This window comes from Pseudomonas sp. 25 R 14, from assembly GCF_900004755.1.
In the GTDB taxonomy this organism is placed as follows: Bacteria; Pseudomonadota; Gammaproteobacteria; order Pseudomonadales; family Pseudomonadaceae; genus Aquipseudomonas; species Aquipseudomonas brenneri.
This window is the reverse complement of sequence record NZ_CVTS01000028.1, coordinates 254,963-277,929: the sequence shown is the minus strand read 5'-3', so window position 1 is coordinate 277,929 and position 22,967 is coordinate 254,963. Positions and strand designations below refer to the sequence as shown.

Annotated in this window: 21 protein-coding genes and 1 pseudogene; 6 read left to right on the top strand and 16 right to left on the bottom strand. The window is 61.9% G+C overall.

All coding sequences use genetic code 11. From position 1 onward, the window contains the following. Both BFQ03_RS07070 and BFQ03_RS07065 read right to left on the bottom strand, forming a co-directional pair. The coding region (locus tag BFQ03_RS07070) for a DUF3482 domain-containing protein (protein WP_065942762.1) at window positions 1-897 on the bottom strand (897 nt) is incomplete at its 3' end. Continuing rightward, entirely contained in the window at window positions 890-2,269 is a 1,380-nt protein-coding gene (locus BFQ03_RS07065; RefSeq protein WP_065942761.1) for a DUF2868 domain-containing protein, read from the bottom strand. The genes BFQ03_RS07065 and BFQ03_RS07070, both read right to left, overlap by 8 nt. Before the next feature lie 69 nt (window positions 2,270-2,338). Here BFQ03_RS07065 and BFQ03_RS07060 point away from each other — a divergent pair, with 69 nt between their 5' ends. Continuing rightward, complete coding sequence (locus BFQ03_RS07060) at window positions 2,339-2,851, top strand: dihydrofolate reductase (protein WP_065942760.1); 513 nt, start codon at window positions 2,339-2,341, stop codon at window positions 2,849-2,851. Here the strand turns inward: BFQ03_RS07060 and BFQ03_RS30545 are convergent. Together BFQ03_RS30545 and BFQ03_RS07055 are read right to left on the bottom strand one after the other, a co-directional pair. Then, window positions 2,850-2,939 (bottom strand): annotated as a pseudogene (locus BFQ03_RS30545) (outer membrane lipoprotein carrier protein LolA); the annotation flags it as partial. The gene BFQ03_RS07060 and the pseudogene BFQ03_RS30545 sit on opposite strands and share 2 nt — an antisense overlap. A gap of 16 nt (window positions 2,940-2,955) precedes the next feature. Beyond that, window positions 2,956-4,347, bottom strand: coding sequence for an L-cystine transporter (locus BFQ03_RS07055; RefSeq protein WP_032858845.1), 1,392 nt, complete (start codon window positions 4,345-4,347; stop codon window positions 2,956-2,958). A 302-nt stretch (window positions 4,348-4,649) separates the two neighbouring features. Between BFQ03_RS07055 and BFQ03_RS07050 the strand changes: the two genes are divergently transcribed. After that, entirely contained in the window at window positions 4,650-5,648 is a 999-nt protein-coding gene (locus BFQ03_RS07050; protein ID WP_162237635.1) for an HAD family hydrolase, read from the top strand. A gap of 168 nt (window positions 5,649-5,816) precedes the next feature. Here the strand turns inward: BFQ03_RS07050 and ilvD are convergent, their stop codons facing one another. From ilvD to BFQ03_RS07035, 3 genes are all read right to left on the bottom strand, one after another. Beyond that, a complete protein-coding gene (ilvD, locus tag BFQ03_RS07045; RefSeq protein ID WP_032858842.1) occupies window positions 5,817-7,658 on the bottom strand; it encodes a dihydroxy-acid dehydratase in 1,842 nt (613 codons plus the stop codon). Window positions 7,659-7,962: 304 nt separating this feature from the next. Continuing rightward, window positions 7,963-8,421 (bottom strand): REP-associated tyrosine transposase, encoded by a 459-nt coding sequence (locus BFQ03_RS07040; RefSeq protein ID WP_065942759.1) that lies wholly within the window; start codon window positions 8,419-8,421, stop codon window positions 7,963-7,965. 210 nt (window positions 8,422-8,631) lie between these two features. Further along, on the bottom strand, window positions 8,632-9,828 hold the full coding sequence (locus BFQ03_RS07035; RefSeq protein WP_065942758.1) for a class I SAM-dependent rRNA methyltransferase: 1,197 nt from the start codon (window positions 9,826-9,828) through the stop codon (window positions 8,632-8,634). Between the two features lie 242 nt (window positions 9,829-10,070). Here BFQ03_RS07035 and BFQ03_RS07030 point away from each other — a divergent pair, with 242 nt between their 5' ends. Both BFQ03_RS07030 and mutM read left to right on the top strand, forming a co-directional pair. Next, on the top strand, window positions 10,071-10,883 hold the full coding sequence (locus BFQ03_RS07030) for an HDOD domain-containing protein (protein ID WP_174553314.1): 813 nt from the start codon (window positions 10,071-10,073) through the stop codon (window positions 10,881-10,883). A 21-nt stretch (window positions 10,884-10,904) separates the two neighbouring features. Next, window positions 10,905-11,717 (top strand): bifunctional DNA-formamidopyrimidine glycosylase/DNA-(apurinic or apyrimidinic site) lyase, encoded by an 813-nt coding sequence (gene mutM / locus BFQ03_RS07025; protein WP_032858835.1) that lies wholly within the window; start codon window positions 10,905-10,907, stop codon window positions 11,715-11,717. Window positions 11,718-11,837: 120 nt separating this feature from the next. Here mutM and BFQ03_RS07020 read toward each other — a convergent pair whose 3' ends face one another. The 5 genes from BFQ03_RS07020 to BFQ03_RS07000 form a co-directional block, all read right to left on the bottom strand. Next, the gene (locus BFQ03_RS07020) at window positions 11,838-12,089 is read right to left on the bottom strand and encodes a YfhL family 4Fe-4S dicluster ferredoxin (RefSeq protein ID WP_029300613.1); all 252 of its coding nucleotides are present in this window, start codon (window positions 12,087-12,089) and stop codon (window positions 11,838-11,840) included. A gap of 103 nt (window positions 12,090-12,192) precedes the next feature. Next, on the bottom strand, window positions 12,193-12,672 hold the full coding sequence (coaD, locus tag BFQ03_RS07015; RefSeq protein WP_003176711.1) for a pantetheine-phosphate adenylyltransferase: 480 nt from the start codon (window positions 12,670-12,672) through the stop codon (window positions 12,193-12,195). A 239-nt stretch (window positions 12,673-12,911) separates the two neighbouring features. Continuing rightward, window positions 12,912-14,507 (bottom strand): GMC family oxidoreductase, encoded by a 1,596-nt coding sequence (locus BFQ03_RS07010; protein ID WP_065942756.1) that lies wholly within the window; start codon window positions 14,505-14,507, stop codon window positions 12,912-12,914. 63 nt (window positions 14,508-14,570) lie between these two features. Next, on the bottom strand, window positions 14,571-15,116 hold the full coding sequence (locus tag BFQ03_RS07005) for a twin-arginine translocation pathway signal protein (RefSeq protein WP_065942755.1): 546 nt from the start codon (window positions 15,114-15,116) through the stop codon (window positions 14,571-14,573). A gap of 28 nt (window positions 15,117-15,144) precedes the next feature. Beyond that, entirely contained in the window at window positions 15,145-16,572 is a 1,428-nt protein-coding gene (locus BFQ03_RS07000) for a coniferyl aldehyde dehydrogenase (protein WP_065942754.1), read from the bottom strand. Between the two features lie 147 nt (window positions 16,573-16,719). Here BFQ03_RS07000 and BFQ03_RS06995 point away from each other — a divergent pair, with 147 nt between their 5' ends. Beyond that, window positions 16,720-17,391: a TetR/AcrR family transcriptional regulator gene (locus BFQ03_RS06995; RefSeq protein WP_032858829.1), complete on the top strand. Its 672-nt coding sequence runs from the start codon at window positions 16,720-16,722 to the stop codon at window positions 17,389-17,391. A 33-nt stretch (window positions 17,392-17,424) separates the two neighbouring features. Next, complete coding sequence (locus BFQ03_RS06990) at window positions 17,425-18,279, top strand: sulfurtransferase (RefSeq protein WP_065942753.1); 855 nt, start codon at window positions 17,425-17,427, stop codon at window positions 18,277-18,279. 55 nt (window positions 18,280-18,334) lie between these two features. Here BFQ03_RS06990 and BFQ03_RS06985 read toward each other — a convergent pair whose 3' ends face one another. From BFQ03_RS06985 to BFQ03_RS06970, 4 genes are all read right to left on the bottom strand, one after another. Further along, window positions 18,335-19,333, bottom strand: a complete 999-nt coding sequence (locus BFQ03_RS06985) for a hydrolase (protein WP_032858825.1) — start codon at window positions 19,331-19,333, stop codon at window positions 18,335-18,337. 124 nt (window positions 19,334-19,457) lie between these two features. Next, complete coding sequence (gene rsmD, locus BFQ03_RS06980) at window positions 19,458-20,063, bottom strand: 16S rRNA (guanine(966)-N(2))-methyltransferase RsmD (protein WP_032858824.1); 606 nt, start codon at window positions 20,061-20,063, stop codon at window positions 19,458-19,460. Next, window positions 20,063-21,553 (bottom strand): M16 family metallopeptidase, encoded by a 1,491-nt coding sequence (locus tag BFQ03_RS06975; protein WP_032858822.1) that lies wholly within the window; start codon window positions 21,551-21,553, stop codon window positions 20,063-20,065. The genes rsmD and BFQ03_RS06975 overlap by 1 nt, the downstream gene beginning before the upstream one ends. Continuing rightward, window positions 21,546-22,901, bottom strand: a complete 1,356-nt coding sequence (locus tag BFQ03_RS06970) for a M16 family metallopeptidase (RefSeq protein ID WP_032858820.1) — start codon at window positions 22,899-22,901, stop codon at window positions 21,546-21,548. The genes BFQ03_RS06975 and BFQ03_RS06970 overlap by 8 nt, the downstream gene beginning before the upstream one ends. Window positions 22,902-22,967 lie beyond the last annotated feature (66 nt).

The window sequence follows — 22,967 nt, the reverse complement described above, 5'->3', positions numbered from 1 at the left end:
GTTGAACAAATCATCGCCCCAACGCCCGTCCAGCAGCGGCAGGTCGCTGGCCGCAGCGTCTTGCGGGCGGAAACCGAACAACTTGAGCAGGGCTTCGACGCAACGTTGTTCGCGCTGGCGCACGGCTTTGCGCAGATCACCGATGGCTTGTTGTTCATCCTCGGTGACCACACTGCGCCGGCACGCGGCGCAGTCGATCAGCAGCTCGGCGATCAGGCGGGCAGCGCTTTGCTGGCGCGCCTGGCGTTGAGCCTCTTGATCAAGGATCAGCCGTTCCAGCTGTGGGCGTGAGCTTTCCAGCAACAGGGCCAGGCTTTCATACAGCCGTCGCTCGCCATCTTCGGGGGGCGCCACACTGTCAAACCGCACCAGCGCATGCAGGCCCAGGCGGGCCAGGGCTTCGCGCCAGTCCGGCTCGCGGTGGTCGCTGCTGCTGACAAAGTTGAGCACCGGTAGCAGTGGCTTGCCGCAACTGGCCAGCACTTGCAGCTCGTCGCGGTATTTGGCCAGTACCGGTTCCCGGGCGTCGATCACATACAGGCCGGCATCGGACGCGAGCAGTTGACGCAACACCTTGGCTTCCTGTTCGAAGCGTTGGCGGGCTTCGCTGCCTTCCAGGAAACGGGCGAGGCGGGCCGGGCCGTCGAGGCGTTCGCCCGGTCGGTCGAGGCGTTCGAGGTAGTCGAGCAGGGCGATGGCATCTTCCAGGCCCGGCGTGTCGTACAGCTCCAGCAAAGCTTCACCGTCGACCGACAAGCGCGCGCCCTCGACATGCCGGGTGGTACTGGGGCGGTGGGACACTTCGCCAAAGCCCACGTCACGGGTCAGGGTGCGTAGCAGCGAGGTCTTGCCGACGTTGGTGTGGCCGACCACCGCCAGTTTCAGGGGTTTAGTCATGACCAGTCTCCAGCCAGGTAAGCGGTGCGCAATCAGCGAAGGGCAAACCCAGTTGCTGCAAGGCCGTGTGCCAATCACCGAGGCGCTCGGCATCCAGTGCCTGGCCCGGTGGTGCTTGCAGCAGCCAGACACGGGTGGCGCTGGCGCAGCGGGCCAGTTCGCCGATCAACGCCAGGCTGCCGCGATCCGGCGAGCGGCGTGGGTCACAGGCGATCACCAGGCGGGCGGGCGGGAAGCGGGTCAATTGTTCCAACAATTTGTTGCGCGACTCGCGGCTGTCGAGGATGCCGGCGTTCTTGACCGTGGCCGGCAGTTTGGGCGGCCAGGGGTGCTGGTCGTCGAGTTCGATGGCCACCAGCAGGGCGCCATCGCTTTGCAACTCGCTGGCCCCGCCGCTGACTGGGTGCAACTGTTCTGGAGCCGCATCGTTCACACCGAGGCGTTCGCTGCTGGGCATCAAGGCTTCACGCAACGCGCTGTAGCCGGGCAGGTTGAGGTCCAGGCGCAAGGCGGCACGCCCACGTTGCCAGCGCCATAGGCAGAGCAGGGCGAGGAGCAGCCGGGGCAGCAGGCCATAGACCAGCAATACGCCCACCAGCCAGGCAGCCCAGGCCTGGCGGGCGCTTTCGATATTGAGTGCAGAGTCGCCGCTGGCGCGGATCATTTCCACCGTCGGCACGCTGAAACCGAGCAGGGCGGGCAGGCTGCCCAGGGCCTGGGTCACGCTGACAAAGGTGTCGGCGCCGAGAATGGTGGTTTCCCAGACAAAGCCGTAGCGCCGGGTGGCCATCAAGGTCAGCAGGATCACCAGCGCGCTGCACAGCGCCAGCAGCCACAGGCCATTGACCAGCACGCCGACCGCCCAACGGTTGAGCTTGTGGCGTTGCAGCAGCAACAACAACGCCGGCGCCAGTTGCGCGGCCTTGGCATCGCGGGCGAGTTTTTCGCTGAGCCACAACCACAGGCGGCCGAGGCTGGCGCTGTGCTCGCCGGCAAACAGCAGGCCCAGGGCCCAGCTCAGCAGCAGGATCAGGTTCAAGCCCAGCAGGCTGCCCAGGGCCCAGAACACATTGACCGGGGTCAGGCCGTTGCCCAGTGCGGCGAAGGCCAGGCCGGCGCCGCTGACGACGGCCAGCACCATCAGCACGATCAGCGCCAGGCGCGCACCTTGCAGCCAATGGTGCAGGGCGGCGCTCAGGCCGTCGCGCTCGGCCAGCCATAGGGCACGGTTTTGAATGCGTGTCGGCAGGTCGCCGCCGCTACTGCGGGCCAGGCGATTGGCTTCCTGGTCCTCCAGGGCGCCTGCGTGTTCTTCACGCAGGCGCACGGTTTCCGTCAGCCAGAGTTTTTGCAGGGGGTTCAGTGCAGTCACGCGCCGTCCTGTTGTGTCAGTGAGCCTGGAGCATAACCCCTGGCCCGCGCCTCTGGTATTCTCGTCGTCATGAAAAAAACTCTCCCTTTAAGCCTGATCGCAGCCCTCGGTGAAAACCGCGTGATCGGCGTCGACAACAGCATGCCCTGGCATTTGCCGGGGGATTTCAAATATTTCAAGGCCACCACCCTGGGCAAGCCGATCATCATGGGGCGCAAGACCTGGGATTCCCTGGGGCGACCGTTGCCGGGCCGCTTGAACATTGTGGTCAGTCGTCAGACCGATCTGATGCTCGAAGGTGCGGAAGTTTTTCCTTCACTGGATGCAGCCGTTGCGCGGGCCGAGGCCTGGGCGTTGGAGCAGGGCGTGGATGAGCTGATGCTGATCGGCGGCGCGCAATTGTATGCGCAAGGGCTGGAGCAGGCGGATCGCCTGTATCTGACGCGGGTTGCGTTGAGCCCGGAGGGGGATGCGTGGTTTCCGGCGTTTGACTTGAACCAGTGGAAGCTGGTGTCGAATGTGCAGAATCCGGCAGAAGGCGACAAGCCGGCCTACAACTTCGAAGTCTGGGAAAAAGCCTAACTGTAGGAGCGAGCTTGCTCGCGAAGAACCTGAGAGCGACACGGCCATTCAGTATGCCCGCGTCATCGTTAACAGTCTTCGCGAGCAAGCTCGCTCCTACAGAGTTATGCCTGTGCTAGTTCCGGATGCTCATCGGCATTGAGCAATTCTTTATCCGTCTGCTGCATGATCTGGCTGGTAATCGCCCCCGCCGTCATCGAGCCATTGACGTTCAACGCCGTACGGCCCATGTCGATCAGCGGCTCTACGGAAATCAGCAACGCCACCAACGCCACCGGCAAGCCCATCGCTGGCAGCACGATCAGCGCGGCAAACGTCGCACCGCCGCCCACGCCTGCCACACCGGCCGAGCTCAAGGTCACAATCGCCACCAATGTTGCGATCCACAATGGGTCGAGCGGGTTGATGCCCACGGTCGGCGCCACCATCACCGCCAACATCGCCGGATACAGACCGGCGCAACCGTTCTGGCCAATCGTCGCGCCAAACGAAGCAGCAAAGCTGGCGATGGACTGCGGGATGCCCAGGCGACGGGTTTGCGCTTCGATGCTCAACGGGATGCTTGCTGCGCTGGAGCGACTGGTAAACGCGAAGGTCAGCACCGGCCACACCTTGCGGAAGAAGCGCAGCGGGTTGATCCCGGCCAGCGACAGCAACAGGCCGTGGACTACAAACATCAGCCCTAGCGCCAGGTAGGACACCAGCACGAAGCTGCCGAGCTTGATGATGTCTTGCAGGTTGGAGCTGGCGACCACTTTGGTCATCAACGCCAGCACGCCGTAGGGGGTCAGCTTCATGACCAGGCGCACCAGGCGCATCACCCAGGCTTGCAGGGTATCGATGGCGTTCAGCACTTTCTGGCCTTTTTCCACGTCATCCTTGAGCAGTTGCAACGCGGCAACGCCCAGGAACGCGGCGAAGATCACCACACTGATAATCGATGTCGGCTTGGCCCGGGCCAGGTCGGCAAACGGGTTCTGCGGGATGAACGACAGCAGCAACTGCGGGATATTCAGGTCGGCGACCTTGCCCGCGTAGTCACTCTGGATCACTTGCAGGCGCGCCAGTTCCTGGGTGCCGGCCACCAGGCCTTCGGCGGTAAGGCCGAACAGGTTGGTCAGGCCGATACCGATCAGCGCCGCAATGGCGGTGGTGAACAGCAGCGTGCCGATGGTCAGGAAGCTGATCTTGCCCAGGGACGCGGCGTTGTGCAGGCGGGCCACGGCGCTGAGGATCGAGGCGAACACCAGCGGGATCACGATCATCTGCAACAGTTGCACATAACCATTGCCGACCAGGTCGAACCAGCCGATCGAGGCCTTGAGTACCGGGTGACCAGCGCCGTAGATCGTGTGCAGGGCCACGCCGAAGGCAACGCCCAGGACCAAGGCGAACAACACCTTCTTGGCCAGGCTCCAGTGAGTACGTCGGGTTTGTGCCAGGCCCAGCAATAATGCGAGGAACACCAGCAGGTTGAGAATCAGCGGCAGATTCATTGAAGCTCCAGGTAAAGGACTGCCAATCGCATGAGCGTGCGACTGCGAACCGGAAATCCTAACAGCTTGAAATATATTGATTTAATACCGTTATGGAATGGCGACTGTCGTTTTTGGAATAAGGCGTTGACGTTCCTGTGTACGTGGGTGGCGGGATCAGGACGCCGTCGGTCGTGCGTGTAGCGGGCGTTGTCATACAGATTTGTTAGCGTTTATGCCTTTCACTCAGGGAGAAAACGCACATGAAGCTCGCGCCGAGACTGTTTGCCGCCGCGCTATGCCTGGGGCTTGCCAGCCAGGTCATGGCCGCCACCGAGTTGAAACACTGGCCCGCACCCGCCGCCAAGCAACTGAATGAGATGATCGCCGCCAATGCCAACAAGGGTAACTACGCGGTGTTCGACATGGACAACACCAGCTACCGCTTCGACCTCGAAGAATCGCTGCTGCCGTACATGGAGAACAAGGGCCTGATCACGCGTGACAGTCTCGACCCGTCGCTCAAGCTTATGCCGTTCAAAGACACCGCCGATCATAAGGAAAGCCTGTTCAGTTACTACTATCGCCTGTGTGAAGTGGACGACATGGTCTGCTATCCGTGGGTCGCCCAGGTGTTCGCAGGCTTCACCCTCAAGGAACTCAAGGGCTACGTCGATGAGCTGATGGCCTCCGGCAAGCCGGTACCGGTCACCTACTTCGAAGGCGATGTGGTGAAGAACATGGAGGTGCAGCCACCGAAAATCTTCACCGGCCAGACCGAGTTGTACAACAAGCTGATGGAAAACGGCATCGATGTGTACGTGATGACGGCGGCCTCTGAAGAGCTGGTGCGCATGGTCGCGTCCGATCCCAAGTACGGCTACAACGTGAAACCGCAGAACGTGATTGGCGTCAGCCTGCTGCTCAAGGACCGCAAGACTGGCGAGCTGACCACCGCACGCAAGCAAGTCACGGCCGGCAAGTATGACGAAAAGGCCAACCTCGGCCTGGAACTGACCCCGTACCTGTGGACCCCGGCGACCTGGATGGCCGGCAAGCACGCGGCGATCCTCACCTACATCGATGAATGGAAAAAGCCGGTACTGGTTGGCGGCGACACCCCTACCAGCGACGGCTACATGCTGTTTCACGATGTGGACGTGGCCAAGGGCGGCATTCACTTGTGGATCAACCGCAAGGACAAGTACATGACGCAAATGAACGGCATGATCGCCAAACACGCTGCGGCCCAGGCCAAGGAAGGCTTGCCGGTGACGGCGGACAAGAACTGGGTGATCGTCAAGCCCGACGAGATCCAATAACCCTGTAGGAGCTGGCTTGCCAGCGATGGCATCGACGCGGTGTATCAGGTACGCCGTGGTGTCCGCATCGCAGGCAAGCCAGCTCCCACATTTGATCTCCTGTGGCTTGGCGATTCAGGCAGGCAAAAAAATGCCCCGCACCTGGCGGGGCATTTTCATGGGCGGGGCTTACAGACCGTCAAGCATGGCCTTGTTACGTACCGCACCCTTGTCGGCACTGGTGGCCAGCAGCGCGTAAGCCTTCAGCGCGGTGGTGACTTTGCGCGGACGCTTCTCCACCGGCTTCCAGCCCTTCTTGTCCTGCTCGACCCGGCGTGCGGCCAGTTCTTCATCGCTGACCAACAGGTTGATCGAACGGTTTGGAATGTCGATCAGCACCTTGTCGCCATCTTGCACCAGGCCAATCGCGCCGCCGGCAGCGGCTTCTGGCGAAGCGTGGCCGATGGACAGGCCCGAAGTACCGCCGGAGAAGCGACCGTCGGTCAGCAGCGCACAGGCTTTGCCCAGGCCCTTGGACTTGAGGTACGACGTCGGGTAGAGCATTTCCTGCATACCCGGGCCGCCTTTCGGGCCTTCGTAGCGGATGATCACGATGTCGCCTTCTTTCACTTCGTCGGCGAGGATGCCGCGTACCGAGCTGTCCTGGCTTTCGTAGATCTTGGCGCGACCTTCGAACACATGGATCGACTCGTCCACGCCGGCGGTTTTCACCACGCAGCCGTCGAGGGCGATGTTGCCGTACAGCACGGCCAGGCCGCCTTCTTGCGAGTAGGCATGCTCGACGCTACGGATGCAGCCGTTTTCACGGTCGTCATCCAGGGTTTCCCAACGGGTCGACTGGCTGAACGCCGTCTGGGTCGGGATCCCGGCAGGGCCGGCCTTGAAGAAGGTGTGCACGGCTTCGTCGTCAGTCTGGGTGATGTCCCATTTGGCGATGCCTTCGGCCAGGGACTTGCTGTGCACGGTCGGCAGGTCGGTGTGCAGCAGGCCGCCACGGGCCAGGGAACCTAAGATCGAGAAGATCCCGCCGGCACGGTGCACGTCTTCCATGTGGTACTTCTGGATGTTCGGCGCGACTTTGCACAGCTGGGGTACATGCCGGGACAGGCGGTCGATATCGCGCAGGTCGAAATCGATCTCGGCTTCTTGCGCTGCGGCCAGCAAGTGCAGGATGGTGTTGGTGGAACCGCCCATGGCGATATCCAGGGTCATGGCGTTTTCGAACGCCTTGAAGTTGGCGATATTGCGCGGCAATACCGACTCATCGTTCTCGGTGTAGTAACGCTTGCACAACTCGACGATGGTGCGGCCGGCCTGCAGGAACAACTGCTCGCGGTCGCTGTGGGTCGCCAGTGTAGAACCGTTGCCCGGCAACGCCAGGCCCAGGGCTTCCACCAGGCAGTTCATCGAGTTGGCGGTAAACATGCCGGAGCACGAACCGCAGGTTGGGCAAGCGCTGCGCTCGTATTCCGCGACCTTCTCGTCAGAAGCGCTGGAATCGGCGGCGATCACCATGGCGTCCACCAGGTCGAGGCCGTGGGAGGCGAGTTTGGTCTTGCCGGCTTCCATCGGGCCGCCAGAGACGAAGATCACCGGGATGTTCAGGCGCAGCGAGGCCATCAGCATGCCCGGGGTGATCTTGTCGCAGTTGGAGATGCACACGATGGCGTCGGCGCAGTGGGCGTTGACCATGTACTCCACGGAGTCGGCGATGATCTCGCGGCTCGGCAGGGAATACAGCATGCCGTCATGGCCCATGGCGATGCCGTCGTCCACGGCAATGGTGTTGAATTCCTTGGCCACGCCGCCAGCACGTTCGATCTCGCGGGCGACCAGTTGGCCCAGGTCCTTGAGGTGGACGTGGCCCGGTACGAACTGGGTAAACGAGTTGGCAATCGCGATGATCGGCTTCTTGAAGTCGTCATCCTTCATCCCCGTGGCACGCCACAGTGCGCGCGCGCCGGCCATGTTGCGGCCGTGGGTGGATGTTTTCGAGCGGTAATCTGGCATGGAGCACTCCGGGCGGCTAATCAGGAATCAAAAGGGGAGTGAGCTTCTATTGACGTCTGGAACACCCGAAAAGTGGCACTGGTGTCCGGAAGTTGCCGCAAACGTGACGGGATCGCCGTGCGCATTGGCCTTGAGCTCATAAACCCGCCGGGGGATGACTGGCGATGAATAGGGTCGATTCTACACCGTCTTCCTGTAGGAGCGAGCTTGCTCGCGAAAAACCCATAGGCGACGCAGATTGCCTGGGGGCGCTGCGTTATCGTTGGCGTTCTTCGCGAGCAAGCTCGCTCCTACAGGGGGTGTTTCAAAGCCAGATGGCATCCCACAGCGGGTATTGGCCGATATGCTCGACCAGACCGGCTCGCAAAGGATTGGCAATCATGTAGCGGGCCACAACCTTCAAGTCCTCTTCCCAGCGTAGCGCTCGGTCGAAGTAACCTTTTTGCCAGATCGTCCCGAAGGAGCGTCTCGTCTGATTGATGGCGCGGGCACTTCGCGATTTGGTGATTTGCATCAGCCTAGGCAAATCGCCGTTATGCAATTCGATCAGCCAATGGAAATGGTCAGGCATGACTACCCAGGCCAGCGAAGTTGCCTCGCCGTCTTCCTGTGCCCTTCTGAACTCGCTGGCAAGTAGGCGGCCGATACGCCAGTCCTTGAAGACTGCCTGCCGCTGGTGAGTCACGGCGGTGAGCAGATAGATTCTTCCAGGCTCTGAATAGCGCCCTGCACGCAGTCGATGCGCATTTTGTGAGGTGGACATTCCTTCGTCCTCTTCTGTGGTTAGAAGAGAAAAGGTAGGAGGCGCCAGCGTCTATGGGTGTTTAAACAGTGATTCCGAATATGCCCCGGCCCACTGTAGGAGCGAGCTTGCTCGCGAAAAACGCATAGGCGACGCAGGTTACCCGGTAGCACTGCGTTATCGTTGGCGTTTTTCGCGAGCAAGCTCGCTCCTACAGGGGTGGGTGAAGCCTTAGCTATTGGGCAACAACCGGCAGGTGATGCTCTTGATGTAACGCGTCTCGACAATCGCCGGGTGCACCGGGTGGTCCGGGCCCTGGCCGCCACGCTCCAGCATCTGGATGTTGCGGTCCAGGTGGCGGGCGCTGGTCAGCAGGATATTTTGCAGGTCGTCTTCCGGCAGGTGCATGGAGCACGAGGCGCTGACGAGGATGCCGTCCTTGCTGAGCAGGCGCATGGCTTGCTCGTTGAGGCGGCGGTAGGCGCCTTCTCCGTTCTTCATGTCTTTTTTGCGTTTGATGAAGGCCGGTGGGTCGGCGACGATCACGTCGAAGCGTTCTTCGCTGGCTTTCAGTTCTTTCAACGCTTCAAAGACGTCGCCTTCGATGCAGGTCATCTTCTCCGCGACGCCGTTCAGCGCGGCGTTGCGCTCGACGCCGTCGAGGGCGAAGGCCGAGGCGTCGACGCAGAACACTTCACTGGCGCCGAACGTTGCAGCTTGCACGCCCCAACCGCCGATGTAGCTGTACAGGTCGAGGACGCGTTTGCCTTTGGCATACGGGGCCAGGCGTGCGCGGTTCATGCGGTGGTCGTAGAACCAGCCGGTCTTCTGGCCCTGGATCACCGGGGCTTCGAACTTCACGCCGTTTTCTTCGAGAGCGACCCACTCCGGCACCAGGCCGAATACGGTTTCGACGTAGCGGTTGAGGCCTTCGGCGTCGCGCGCGGCGGAGTCGTTCTTGAACAGGATGCCGCTCGGCTTGAGCACCTGGGTCAGGGCGGCGATCACGTCGTCCTTATGGGCTTCCATGGTCGCAGAGGCAATCTGCACCACCAGGATGTCGCCGAAACGGTCGACTACCAGGCCTGGCAACAGGTCGGAATCGCCGTAGACCAGGCGGTAGAACGGCTTGTCGAACAGGCGGTCGCGCAGGGACAGGGCGACGTTCAGGCGGTGCACCAGCAGCGACTTGTCCAAAGGCAGCTTGATGTCGCGCGACAGCAGGCGCGCGCAGATCAGGTTGTTCGGGCTCATGGCCACGATGCCCAGGGTCTTGCCGCCAGCCGCTTCCAGAATAGCCTGGTCGCCTGCCTGGAAGCCGTGGAGTGGGGTGGCGGCCACGTCGATTTCGTTGCTGTAGACCCACAGGTGGCCGTTGCGCAAACGGCGATCGGCGTTGGCTTTGAGGCGCAGGCTTGGCAGGGACATGACGTCGCTCCGGAAAAAAGAGCGGGAGTATACCCTTTGCGCATCCGTTCATGTGGGAGCTGGCTTGCCTGCGATGCAGACGGCGCGGTGTATCTGACGTACGGCGTTGATGCTATCGCAGGCAAGCCAGCTCCCACAAAAGACCGAGATAGAGGTTAGAATCGCCGCCTAGCCCAGAGTGTGTACTTATGTCCCAAGAGCTTTCCGCCGAACAGATCCAACAGGCCCTGCAAGGCATCAGCGTGCCGCCTCAACCGCAAATCATGGTGGATTTGCAGATGGAGCAATACATGCCCGATCCGGACCTGGAAGTGATCGCTCGGTTGATCTCCCAGGACCCCGGCCTGTCCGGTTCGTTGCTGAAAATCGTCAATTCGCCGTATTACGGCCTGAGCAACAAGATTGCCTCGATCCAGCGGGCGGTCAACCTGCTGGGCAGCCGTTCCATCGTCAACCTGATCAATGCCCAGTCGATCAAGGGCGAGATGAGTGACGACACCATCGTCACCCTCAACCGGTTCTGGGACACCGCCCAGGATGTGGCAATGACCTGCCTGACCCTGGCCAAGCGCACCGGCTCCCAGGCGGTGGATGAAGCCTACGCCCTGGGCCTGTTCCACGATTGTGGCGTGCCGCTGATGCTCAAGCGCTTCCCGGACTATATGAACGTGCTGGAAGAGTCCTACGCCAAAGCGGGCCCCGACTGCCGGGTGGTCGATACCGAGAACCGCGCGTTCCACACCAACCATGCGGTGGTGGGCTACTACACCGCCAAGTCCTGGCGCCTGCCGGAGCATGTGACCAACGCCATCGCCAACCACCACAATGCCCTGGCGATTTTCAGCGATGAGTCGGCGCGCAACAGCCCACTGAAAAACCTGCTGGCGATCCTGAAGATGGCCGAGCATATCTGCGCGTCCTATCGGGTTCTGGGCAACCAGACGGTGGACCATGAATGGGAGAGCATCGGCCATCTGGTGCTGGATTACGTGGGCCTGTCGGATTACGACTTCGAGAACCTGAAGTTGTCGATCCGCGAATTGGGCGCGCACTAACCTTTCTATCGCGAGACGAATATGCCTGAGCTGCCAGAAGTCGAAACCACCCGGCGCGGGATCGCGCCGCACCTGGAAGGCCAGCGGGTCAGCCGGGTGATCGTGCGTGAGCGCCGCCTGCGTTGGCCGATTCCCGAGGACCTGGACGTACGCCTGTCCGGGCAGCGCATCGTGCTGGTGGAGCGTCGCGCCAAGTATCTGCTGATCAATGCCGAAGTCGGCACCTTGATCAGCCACTTGGGCATGTCGGGCAACCTGCGCCTGGTGGAAGTCGGCCTGCCGGCGGCCAAGCATGAACATGTGGACATCGAACTGGAGTCAGGCCTGGCCCTGCGCTACACCGACCCACGGCGCTTTGGCGCGATGCTCTGGAGCCAGGATCCGCATAACCACGCACTGCTGCTGCGCCTGGGGCCAGAGCCGTTGACTGACCTGTTTGATGGCGAGCGCCTGTTCCAGCTGTCCCGTGGGCGCTCCATGGCGGTCAAGCCGTTCATCATGGACAACGCGGTGGTGGTGGGCGTGGGCAATATCTACGCGACCGAGGCGTTGTTTGCCGCCGGGATCGACCCGCGCCGGGAGGCCAAGGGCATTTCTCGTGGGCGATATTTGAAGCTGGCGATTGAGATCAAACGCATTCTTGCGGCTGCCATCGAGCGTGGCGGTACAACCTTGCGTGATTTTATTGGCGGCGACGGGCAGCCGGGGTATTTCCAGCAGGAGTTGTTTGTCTACGGGCGCGGGGCCGAGGCGTGCAAGGTCTGCGGGAGTGAGTTGCGTAATGTGATGCTGGGGCAGCGGGCGAGTGTGTTTTGCCCAAAATGCCAGAGCTGACTTTGTGTGAGGGCGGTTGCCGTCATCGCGGGCAAGCCCGCTCCCACATTTTGATGTGTGAATACCTTCAAATGGGAGCTGGCTTGCCTGCGATAAGGCCCGCCCAGCCACCACAAGGTTTCAGGCCTTGCCGGTAATCAAGCGGTACTTCTCCATCAACTGCTCTTCTGTTTCCGGACGGGCTTCATCCAGCGGAATGCAATCGACCGGGCACACTTGCTGGCACTGGGGCTCGTCATAGTGGCCGACACACTGGGTGCACAGGTTGGGGTCGATCACGTAGATCTCTTCACCCTGGGAAATGGCAGCGTTCGGGCACTCGGGTTCGCAGACGTCGCAGTTGATGCAATCGTCGGTGATGATCAGGGACATGGAAACTCCTGCCAGGGCACTTGAGCCAAGGCATCTGAAAACTAATGCGCGCAATTGTGCCGCATTGGCGCCCGCAGTGCGAGCAGGCGCCGATCAAGCGGTCTTACTTCTTGAAGCGTAGGGTCAGGGCGTCGGCGACCGCAGGGTGCACAAACTTGGTGATATCACCGCCCAATGCCGCAATTTCCCGGACCAATGTCGAGGAAATGAACGAATAACGCTCCGACGGTGTGAGAAACAGGCTCTCGACGTCCGGTGCCAGTTGGCGGTTCATATTGGCCAGCTGGAATTCGTATTCGAAGTCCGACACTGCGCGCAGGCCGCGCAGGAACACATTGGCGTTCTGTTCCTTGGCGAAGTGCGCCAGCAGTGTCGAAAAGCCCACTACTTCAACGTTCGGCAGGTGCTTGGTGACCTCGCGCGCCAGTTCCACGCGCTGTTCCAGGGGAAACAGCGGGTTTTTCTTGGGGCTGGCAGCGACCGCGATGATCACATGGTCGAACAAGCGCGAGGCGCGTTCGACCAGATCGCCATGGCCTTTGGTAATCGGGTCGAAGGTACCTGGGTACAACACTCGGTTCATCGCGTCGTCCTGGCGGAGTCCGTTGGGGAACCGGATGGTATCGCAGCCATCCCGGTCGGCCAAGTCAACTTATTCAGAAGAAAGCACTATAGACACCGCGAATACCCCTATGAACCCCCTGTAGGCGCGAGCTTGCTCGCGAAGAACGTCAACGATAACGCAGCGCTATCAGATAGCCCGCGGTGCCTATGGGTTCTTCGCGAGCAAGCTCGCTCCTACAGGGGGCCATCATCGGTTTTTCATGCTGTTTTCAGGCGTTCGGCCAGTGCCGTCGCCAGTTGCGCGGTCAGGCCATACACCGACAGTTGTGGGTTGGCGCCGATGCTGGTGGGGAACAATGAACCATCGTGGATCGACAGGTTACGCAACTGGTGATGCCTTCCGAGGCTGTCGGTCACGGCGTTTTTCGCCTCTTCACCCATGGCGCAACCGCCCATCACGTGGGCGCTGCCCAGGCAAGTGCGGTGCAGTTCCAGGTTCAGGCCGTCAATCAGGCTGCGGGCTTCGGCCAGTGTGCTGACGTACCGTGCGTCATGGTGCAGCGGCTTGACCGACTTGGCACCGGCGGCAAACTGGATTTCGGCCATGCTGTGGAAGGCCCGGCGCAGGCCATCCCAGGCATAGGGCGAGACCTCATAGTCGAGTACCGGCGTGCCATCGCCCCGCAGGCCGACGCTGCCGCCCTGGCTATCAGGGTGGAACCCGTCCCGCAGCAACGCGAGCATCGCATGGGTCTTGGGCAACTGGCTCATGTCCAGAGCGTTCTGCGTGCCATAACCACCGAACAACGTACTGGCCAGGGCCGGGTGCAAGGGCGGCGCTTCAAGCTTGTAGGACATTTTACCGGTGGTGCCGTCCTGCCATTGGAAGTGGTCGGAGTAAATCGACTGTGGCGCGCCATAGAACGGGTTGATCACCTCGTCGAACAGCCCTGCGGAAAAATTCACCAGATGCAGGAAGGTGCGCTTACCCAGGCGTGCATGCGGGTCGGGCGCGTCGGAGCGCATCAGCAGCGCCGGGCTGTTGATACCGCCGCCGGCCAGCACGTAATGCTTGGCCTTGACCGTGATCTTGCGGCCGGTAGGCGCTACGCAGCGTGCGTCCATGGCCACGCATTCGAGGCTGGTGATGGTGTCGCCGCTGAATTTCAGGCGCTCGGCGCGGGCCAGGTACAGCAGCTCGCCGCCTTGCTCCAGGGTCGAGGGAATGGTGGTCACCAGCATCGATTGCTTGGCGTTGACCGGGCAGCCCATGCCGCAATAGCCCAGGTTGAAGCAGCCGCGCACGTTGCGTGGGATCACGTGCCAGCTGTAGCCGAGCTTTTCGCAGCCTTTGCGGATCACATCATTGTTGGGGTTGGGTGGCAGGGCCCAGGGTGCGATGCCCAGGCGTTGCTCCATCTTTTCAAACCACGGCGCCATCTCGGCGCTGCTGTGGCCCGTGACCGCGTACTCGCTGGCCCAGTGGGACAACGTCGGGTCAGGTGTGCGAAAACTCGACGTCCAGTTGATCAGTGTGGTGCCACCCACCGCGCGGCCCTGCAGGATGGTGATGGCGCCGTCCTTGCTCATACGCCCGATGCCTTCCTGATACAGGCTGGCGTAGGCCTCGTCTTCCAGCAGCTTGAAGTCGCTGCTGGTCTTGAGCGGGCCTTCTTCGATCAGCAGCACCTTGTAGCCCGCTGCGCTGAGGATTTCGGCGGTGGTGCCACCGCCCGCGCCGCTGCCGATGATTGCGACATCGGCCTCCAGGGTCAGGTCCTGGTCAAGGGCGGCGCCATTGTGGGTTTTCCAGCCGCGGGCCATGCCATCGCGGAACACATCAGGTACGGGCATCAGCTTGTTCTCTTATTTTTATCAGGCGTCATGACTTGTAGGAGCCGGCTTGGGTGATCAAGGCTAGATCTTCGGCGGCCCGGGGTACCCGCAATGGGCCCAGGACTCGGGCCGGAAATACCAGGCCATGATCACCAACTTGAGCAGCGAGCCGTGGCCCATGCGCAGCAGGTTGAGGAAGCTGTTTTCCCAGCGATGCAGGAAGTTGCGAATCTGCTCGCTGCTGGCGTTTTCCCAACTGCCCCAGACGCCGGTGAGCGGGCCACGGGTGACGGCCATGCCCAGCACATCGAACAACTGCTGGGTCAGCTTGAACATCTCCGGCGACAGGTGTTGCAGGCTGTAATCGAGTTTTTTCAGCGTGTCTTCAATCCCCGCGGCCACGACCTCAGCGCTGGCCGCCCCTTCCAGCAACACCGGGATTACCGCGCGCAGAAACGGCAGGTCGCTGTTGCGCAACATGGCAAAGCCGCTGGCGGGGGTGCTGCTGGAGCAGCCACTGAGGCTGGCGCCAAGGCCGGCGGTCGCCAGGAAAGCGCTGGCGCACAGGCCGATTTTCAAGACGCCGCGCCGCGACAGCGCGGGTGATTCAGTCAGGCTAGGGTTCATTTTTATTGTTGTCCCGGTGATAACGGTTTTAGCGCACGAACAGCTTCTGGATCAGTTTCTGGATGGCTTTGCCATACGGCGGGTAAATCAGCTTCGCCGCGTTCAGGCGCTGCTTGATCAGTACGCCCTTGGCCTTGCTGAAGGTGAGGAAGCCTTCATGGCCATGGTAGTGGCCCATGCCCGACGGGCCGATGCCGCCAAATGGCATATCGTCCTGGGCCACATGCAGCAGGGTGTCGTTCAAGCACACGCCGCCGGAATGGGTTTCGTGGAGTACGCGATTTTGTTCGGCCTTGTTGTAGCCGAAGTAATACAGCGCCAGTGGGCGAGGGCGTTGGTTGATGTAGGCAAAGGCCTGGTCGATCCCGCGATAGGGCACGATGGGCAGCACCGGGCCGAAAATCTCGTCCTGCATCACGGTCATCTCATCGCTGACATTCAGCAGCAGGCTATGGGCCATGCGCCGGGCTTGGCCCTGGTCGTAGAGCGGCACCAGGGTCGCGCCCTTGTCGGTGGCGTCCTTGACGTAGGCATTGAGCCGGGCGAGTTGTCGCTCGTTAATGATGGCGGTGTAGTCCGGGTTATCGGTCAGTGTCGGATAAAACCCACGTACCGCCTGGGTGTAGGCTTCGACGAAGCCCTCTACCCGGTCCTCTGGAACCAGCACGTAGTCCGGCGCCACACAGGTTTGTCCGGCATTCAGTGCCTTGCCGAACGCGATTCGTTCGGCGGCGTCCTTGAGCGGTACATCCGCCGAGACAATGGCCGGGGATTTGCCGCCCAGTTCCAGGGTGACCGGGGTCAGGTGCTCGGCGGCGGCGCGCATCACATGCTTGCCGATGCTGGTAGCGCCAGTGAACAGCAGGTGGTCGAAAGGCAGTTTGGAAAACGCCATGCCCACTTCCGCTTCGCCGAGCACCACGCATACCAGGTCTTCGGGGAAGATTTTCGCCAGCAGGGTCTTGAGCAACTGACCGGTGGCCGGGGTGGATTCGCTGAGCTTGAGCATCACCCGGTTGCCCGCCGCCAACGCACCGACCAACGGGCCGATGGCCAGATACAACGGGTAGTTCCAGGGCACGATCACCCCGATGACCCCCAGCGGTTGATAGATAACTTTGGCAGACGCCGGCTGGAAGGCTATACCTACAGCGCGGCGCGACGGTTTCATCCAGCCCTTGAGGTGTTTGCTGGCGTAGTGAATGCCGTGCAGGCTGGGCATCAGTTCGGCGAACAGGGTTTCATCGGCGCTGCGATGGCTGAAGTCACTGCTGATGGCCTCGATCAGCGCCTGACGCTCGTCGCTGAGCAGGTCACGCAAGGCCTTGAGCCACTGCTGGCGCTGCGCCGCCGGCGGCATCGGGTTACCTGCGTAGGCGCGCCGTTGGGCGTCAAACAGGTCCTGGAGTTGGTCCAGCGCCTGGGAATCTTGCAGGTAGGCAACGTTGGCAGGCATGGCGCAGTTCCTGATTGTTATTGGTATAACTGCGTTTTTAGAGTCATTACTCTATTTTGTCAAATGCCTTCGCAGCAACATGCAGTTTTATCCTGGCAGGGATAGACCGTAAGATGTTTGCATCAGGATTCAAGAAGCCGATACCCCATGGCACCACGAGTAAAAACCAGCGAACGCATTGTGCAAACCAGCCTGGAGCTGTTCAACCAGCAGGGCGAGCGCAGCATCAGCACCAATCACATTGCCGCCCACATGGAAATATCCCCGGGCAACCTGTACTACCACTTCCCGAACAAGCAGGCGATTATCGCGGTGCTGTTTCGCGAGTACGAAGCCTTGGTGGACAGCTTTCTGCGCCCGCCACAGGGGCGTGCAATGGTGGTCGAAGACAAACGCTTCTATCTGCAGGCGGTGCTGGCCGGTATGTGGCGCTATCGCTTTTTACATCGTGACCTTGAGCATTTGCTGGAGAGCGACCCGGAACTGGCTACGGGCTACCGGCGTTTCTCCCAGCGCTGCCTGATTCAGGGCGGAGCGATTTACCGGGGGTTTGTCGAGGCCGGAATCCTGAATATGGACCCGGTGCAGACCGAAGCCCTGACCCTCAATGCCTGGATCATCCTGACCTCCTGGGTACGTTTTTTGTGTACCACCAATGAAAACTCCACGCACCTGAGTGCCGAGGCGATCAAGCGCGGGGTGTATCAGGTGCTGGTGCTGGAGGCCGGGTTTATCACGCCGCAGGCTAAAGAGGCCGTGGACGGGTTGTTCAAGGAGTTTTACGTGCCGTTGAATCAGGCACTGGAAGAAGTGAAGTAAGCCCTTTCTTAAACGTATTTCCAGGAGTCCGTCATGCCGCTCGCGCAACTGATCAGCCCGCCACAACTGGCCGAACGCCAGAAGCATGCAGGCTTAGTCATCCTCGATTGCCGTTTTGCCCTGGAAGACCCGGACTACGGGCGTTGCAGCTATGCCGAAGGGCATATCGAAGGTGCGCAGTATGCTGACTTGGAACGCCACCTCAGCGGGCCGGTGACCAAGGGCGTGACCGGGCGCCATCCACTGCCGGCGCCCCAGGCACTGATCCGGCAGTTGCAGGCCTGGGGCATCCATGCCGACAGCGAGATCGTGCTGTATGACGACGGCCCAGGCGCGTATGCCGCCCGTGCCTGGTGGCTGCTGGCGTGGTTGGGCAAGCGCGACGGCGTGTCGATCCTTGATGGCGGGCTGAAGGCCTGGCACAACGCAGGTTTCCCCTTGAGCCTGGATGCCCCGAAGATCGAGCCTGGAACCTTCGTCGGCAGCCCGGACAACCACCTGTTGCTGGATGCCGAACACCTGCAAAAACGCCTGAGCCAGCCAGGCCTGACCCTGATCGATGCCCGCGCCTTGCCGCGTTTTCGCGGCGAGGTGGAGCCGATTGATCCGATTGCCGGGCACATTCCCGGGGCGCAATGTGCGGCGTTCAACGAGAACCTGGGCAGTGATGGGCGTTTCTTGCCGGTGGAGCAGCTCAAGCAGCGGTTTGCCCAGAAGCTGCAAGACCGTTCGCCGGATGAGTTGGTGGCGTATTGCGGCTCGGGTGTGACGGCGTGCCACAACCTGTTTGCCCTGAGCCTGGCGGGTTATCCGTTGGGTAAGCTGTATGCGGGGTCGTGGAGTGAGTGGATCAATGATCCGCAGCGACAAATCGCAACCGGCGACTGAGTTGCCGGGCCTGTAAACCCAATCCAATGTAGGAGCTGGCAAGCCAGCTCCTACATTATTGACCGAGTTGCGACAGCAGCCATTGCGGGATCCGCCGCTCCAGGTAGTAGCCAGGCTGTTTCAGCGAACCGTCGACAAACCCCACATGCCCGCCCTTGGCCTGTAGTTCAAACTCGGTGCAGTCCGACAGCTCGCTGGCCTGGGGCAGGCTGTGGGCAAACACAAAAGGATCGTCCGCCGCCTGGATGATCAGCGTCGGTGTGCGAATCGCGCCTAGAAAGTAGCGACTCGACGCGCGCCGGTAATAGTCCTCGGCGCTCAGGTAGCCATGCAGCGGCGCGGTGACGCGCCCGTCAAAGTCCCAGAACGTACGCATCTTCTCCAGCGAGCCCAGGTCGGCCAGGGTCTTGAGCGCGTCTTCGCGTCCGTCCTGCTGGAATTGGCGTTGCTTGGCCCGGATATAGCCGAGCATCTCGCGCATGAAATGCTTCTGATAGACCCGTGAAAAGCCCAGGCCGATGCGGTCGGCGCACTGGTCCAGGCGAAACGGCACCGATACCGCCGCCGCCCCTTGCAGGCCAGAGCTGTCGCCGGTTTCGCCCAAGTGCTTGAGCAGTACATTGCCGCCCAGGGAATAGCCCACGGCATACAGCGGCGCCAACGGCCGCTTGGCCCGCAGGTGCGCGATGCTGGCCGCCAGGTCTTCGCTGGCACCGGAATGGTAACTGCGGGCCAGCCGATTGGGTTCGCCGGAGCAGCCGCGCCAATTCAGCGCAACGCTGGCCCAGCCCTGGCCGGCCAGGGCTTTTTGCAGGCCTGCGACGTAGGGCGAATTCGACGAACCGGTCAGCCCGTGCAGCACCAGCACCAGCGGCGCATGGGGATCATGCGGGCCATGCCAGTCGAGGTCGAGAAAGTCGCCATCCTCCAGCCACAGGCGTTCGCGCTGGCGATCGAGATGGGTGGTAGCGCGCCAGAGCGGGCCCCACAGCGTTTGCAGATGGGGGTTGCCAAGGCCGAAGGCGGGGCTGAAGCGGTTGGATGAAGGCGTCATACACACCGATCATTGTAGGAGCGAGCTTGCTCGCGAAGAACCAACAAGCGACGCACCTCTATCAGATGCGCTGCGTTATCGTTGGCGGCCTTCGTCGGAACGCCGCCCGCAGACACGCTCGCTCCTACGCCGTACGTTGCCACAGCGCGTAATACACCCGCCCGGATTTCTGCTCGCGGTGCAGGCGCCAGTTGCCCGGCAGGCCAAGGGTCGAAGGCGCAGCTTCACTTTCGGTGTAGACCCAGGCGTCATCGGCCAACCATTGGCGCTCTTCCAGCAGCGCGCAGACCGTCGGCAACAGGTTCTGGTTGAACGGTGGGTCGAGGAACACTACGTCGAATGCACTGGCCGGCTGGGTTTCCAGATAGCGCAGGGCATCGGCGGTCTGTACATGACCGGTGGTGCAGCGCAGGGTGCCCAGGTGTTCGCGCAGGCTGGACACTGCCACGTTGCTTGCGTCCAGGGCCTGGCCCAGGGCCGCGCCACGGGACAGGGACTCCAGGAACAACGCCCCGCTGCCGGCGAACGGGTCAAGCACCTTGGCCCCTTCGATGTACGGCGCGAGCCAGTTGAACAAGGTCTCACGGACCCGATCCGGGGTAGGACGCAGGCCCACCACATCGGGGAAACTCAGCTTGCGGCTGCGCCATTGGCCGCCAATGATGCGCAGTTGGCCCACACCGTTGTGAACGTTATGGACAGGTTTTTTAGGGCGCGATGGACTGGCCATTAATGCTCCGGAACCCCGAGCGGTTGCTCGGCAGGTTTATCAGTGGGGGGCGGTAGTGGCTTTTGCGCGGTGGTTGGACCTGCGGTCACAATCACCATTTTATCGCTACTCAAGTGTTTGTTCATGGCGGCCTTGACCTGATCGACGGTCAGGGCCTGGGATTGCTGCATGAAGTCTTCCAGGTAATTGAGCGGCAGGTTGTAGAAACCCATGGCGCCCAGTTGCCCGACGATATCGGCGTTGCTCGCGGTAGACAGCGGGAAGCTGCCGGCCAGCTCGCGCTTGGCGTCATCCAGTTCTTTTTGCGTCGGCCCGGTCTTGAGGTAGTCGGCCAGCACTTGCTCCACCAGGCGCAAGGTGCCGCCGCTCATTTCGGCGCGGGTCTGCAGGTTGATCATGAACGGGCCACGTACCTGCATCGGCGAGAAGCCCGAATACACGCCGTAAGTCAGGCCGCGCTTCTCACGCACTTCGCTCATCAGGCGGGTGCCAAAACCACCGCCACCCAGGATCTGGTTGCCCAGGGACAGGGCCGCGTAGTCCGGGTCGGCACGGTTGATGCCCAGTTGTGCGAACAACAGATGCGTCTGCTTGGATGGAAACTCGATATGCCCCAGGCCGGCCTTGGGCTCGGTCGGTTCGGCGATCTTCGCCAGCGCCGGGCCCTTGGGCAGGGATGCGGACACCTTGGCCGCCATAGCCTCGGCGTCGGCGCGGGACAGGTCGCCGACCATCGCGATCACCGCGTTGCCAGCGGCGTAGGCCTTGGCGTGGAATGCTTGCAGCTGCGCCTGGGTAATCGCCGGAACGCTCGCAGGCGTGCCTTCGCTCGGGTGCGCATAGGGATGATCGCCGTACAGGCGCTTGAACAGCTCGATGCTCGCCAACTTGCCCGGGTTCTGCTTCTGGTACTCGAAGCCGGCCAGCAACTGGTTCTTGATCCGTGCCAGGGAGTCGGCAGGGAAGGTCGGCTGGCCGATCACCTGGTCAAACAGCGTGAGGGCGGCGTCGCGCTTGTCGGCGGCACTGAGGCTGCGCAGCGAGACCAGCGCCATGTCGCGGTAGGCACCGTTGCTGAAATCGGCGCCCAGGCCTTCAAAACCGGCGGCAATCTGCCCCACATCCTTGCCCGGCACGCCTTCGTTGAGCATGGCGTTGGTCAGCAGGGCCAGGCCTGGGGTGTTGCCGTCCTGGCTGCTGCCAGCGGCGAACAGGATGCGCATGTCGAACATCGGCAGTTCGTGGGCCTCGACGAACAACACCTTGGCGCCTTCGGCGGTGTTCCAGGTCTGCACGTTGAGCTTGCGGTTGGTCGGGTTCTTGCCGTCCAGTTCTGCCAGCGATTGCAGGGTCTTGCTGGACTTGGCCTGTTCCAGCGCCGGGCTGGCCACGGAGTCGTCCGGGCGACCGATATACACCGCGACCGCTGCCACCAGGGTCACGACGATCAGGCCGGGCAGCACCAGGCGGTTGTTTTTGCGATTACTCATGAGTGGTCTCCTCTGGCAGGACATGGGCGACACTCAGGCGTTCGCGGGTGAAATACGTGCGTGCGGCCTTCTGGATGTCCTCGGGCGTCACGCTCTGCAATTCGGCAAGTTCGGTATCCATGAGTTTCCACGACAGGCCGACCGTTTCCAGGGAGCCGATGGCCGTGGCCTGGCTGGTGATGGAGTCGCGCTCGTAGACCACGCCGGCAATGACCTGGGCGCGGATACGCTCCAGCTCCTCGGCAGTCGGTGGCTTGGCCTTGAGTTCGTCCAGCAGGCGCCAGAGCCCGGCTTCGGCCTGGGCGACGGTTTTCTTCTTCTGCTGGTTGGGCGTGGCGCTCAGGGTGAACAGGCTGTCGCCACGGGTGTAGGCGTCGTAGTTGGTCGAAGCCCCGGACACCAGTTCTTCACCGCGTTCCAGCTGGCTTGGGATGCGCGCGCTGTAGCCGCCATCGAGCAGGGCCGAGATCAGGCGCAGGGCATTGACCGAGCGCTTGTCTTCGGCGGTGGCCAGGCCCGGGACGTTGAAGCCCAGGATGACGCTCGGCAATTGAGTCTGCACGTGCAGGGTCAGCAGGCGCTCGCCCGGCTCGGCCAACTCCAGCGGTTTTTTCGCCGGTGGCACGTCACGCTTGGGGATCGGGCCGAAGTAACGCTGGGCCAGGGTTTTCACCTCGTCCGGAGTCACGTCGCCGACCACCACCAGGGTGGCGTTGTTCGGCACGTACCAGGATTGGTACCAGTGGCGCAGTTCCTCGACCTTCATGCGGTCCAGGTCAGCCATCCAGCCGATGGTCGGCGTGTGGTAGCCACTGGCCGGATAGGCCATCGCCTTGAAGCGCTCGAAGGCCTTGGACATCGGGTTGTCATCGGTGCGCAGGCGGCGCTCTTCCTTGATCACTTCGATCTCGCGGCTGAACTCGTCGGCCGGCAGGCGCAGGGTGGCCATGCGATCAGCCTCCAGCTCCAGGGCGACGCCCAGGCGGTCACGGGCCAGTACTTGGTAGTAGGCCGTGTAGTCATCGCTGGTGAAGGCGTTTTCCTCGGCACCCAGGTCGCGCAGGATCAACGAGGCTTCGCCGGGGCCGGTCTTGGAGCTGCCCTTGAACATCATGTGTTCCAGGGCGTGGGACAAGCCGGTCTGGCCTGGGGTTTCGTAGCTGGAGCCGACCTTGTACCAGACCTGCGATACCACCACCGGGGCGCGATGGTCTTCGCGCACGACGACCTTGAGGCCGTTGTCCAGAGTGAATTCGTGGGTGGGTTGAGGATCGGCAGCCAAGGCTGAAAGGGGCAGACAAACTGTGCTGAGCAGCAGGCCTGCGGCGCGGCGGGCTAGAGCATTCATTCGTTTTTAAACCTGTTGGGCTGCCCGCTTGGTCTTAGCGTCGGCGGGCGAGGAGGTGCTAGGATA

Coding starts and splice junctions, on each gene's coding strand:
- BFQ03_RS07060 (WP_065942760.1), top strand. CDS start 2,339: ATGAAAAAAACTCTCCCTTTAAGCCTGATCGCAGCCCTCGGTGAAAAC.
- BFQ03_RS07055 (WP_032858845.1), bottom strand. CDS start 4,347: ATGAATCTGCCGCTGATTCTCAACCTGCTGGTGTTCCTCGCATTATTG.
- BFQ03_RS07050 (WP_162237635.1), top strand. CDS start 4,650: ATGGCCGCCACCGAGTTGAAACACTGGCCCGCACCCGCCGCCAAGCAA.
- ilvD (WP_032858842.1), bottom strand. CDS start 7,658: ATGCCAGATTACCGCTCGAAAACATCCACCCACGGCCGCAACATGGCC.
- BFQ03_RS07040 (WP_065942759.1), bottom strand. CDS start 8,421: ATGTCCACCTCACAAAATGCGCATCGACTGCGTGCAGGGCGCTATTCA.
- BFQ03_RS07035 (WP_065942758.1), bottom strand. CDS start 9,828: ATGTCCCTGCCAAGCCTGCGCCTCAAAGCCAACGCCGATCGCCGTTTG.
- mutM (WP_032858835.1), top strand. CDS start 10,905: ATGCCTGAGCTGCCAGAAGTCGAAACCACCCGGCGCGGGATCGCGCCG.
- BFQ03_RS07020 (WP_029300613.1), bottom strand. CDS start 12,089: ATGTCCCTGATCATCACCGACGATTGCATCAACTGCGACGTCTGCGAA.
- coaD (WP_003176711.1), bottom strand. CDS start 12,672: ATGAACCGAGTGTTGTACCCAGGTACCTTCGACCCGATTACCAAAGGC.
- BFQ03_RS07010 (WP_065942756.1), bottom strand. CDS start 14,507: ATGCCCGTACCTGATGTGTTCCGCGATGGCATGGCCCGCGGCTGGAAA.
- BFQ03_RS07005 (WP_065942755.1), bottom strand. CDS start 15,116: ATGAACCCTAGCCTGACTGAATCACCCGCGCTGTCGCGGCGCGGCGTC.
- BFQ03_RS07000 (WP_065942754.1), bottom strand. CDS start 16,572: ATGCCTGCCAACGTTGCCTACCTGCAAGATTCCCAGGCGCTGGACCAA.
- BFQ03_RS06995 (WP_032858829.1), top strand. CDS start 16,720: ATGGCACCACGAGTAAAAACCAGCGAACGCATTGTGCAAACCAGCCTG.
- BFQ03_RS06990 (WP_065942753.1), top strand. CDS start 17,425: ATGCCGCTCGCGCAACTGATCAGCCCGCCACAACTGGCCGAACGCCAG.
- BFQ03_RS06985 (WP_032858825.1), bottom strand. CDS start 19,333: ATGACGCCTTCATCCAACCGCTTCAGCCCCGCCTTCGGCCTTGGCAAC.
- rsmD (WP_032858824.1), bottom strand. CDS start 20,063: ATGGCCAGTCCATCGCGCCCTAAAAAACCTGTCCATAACGTTCACAAC.
- BFQ03_RS06975 (WP_032858822.1), bottom strand. CDS start 21,553: ATGAGTAATCGCAAAAACAACCGCCTGGTGCTGCCCGGCCTGATCGTC.
- BFQ03_RS06970 (WP_032858820.1), bottom strand. CDS start 22,901: ATGAATGCTCTAGCCCGCCGCGCCGCAGGCCTGCTGCTCAGCACAGTT.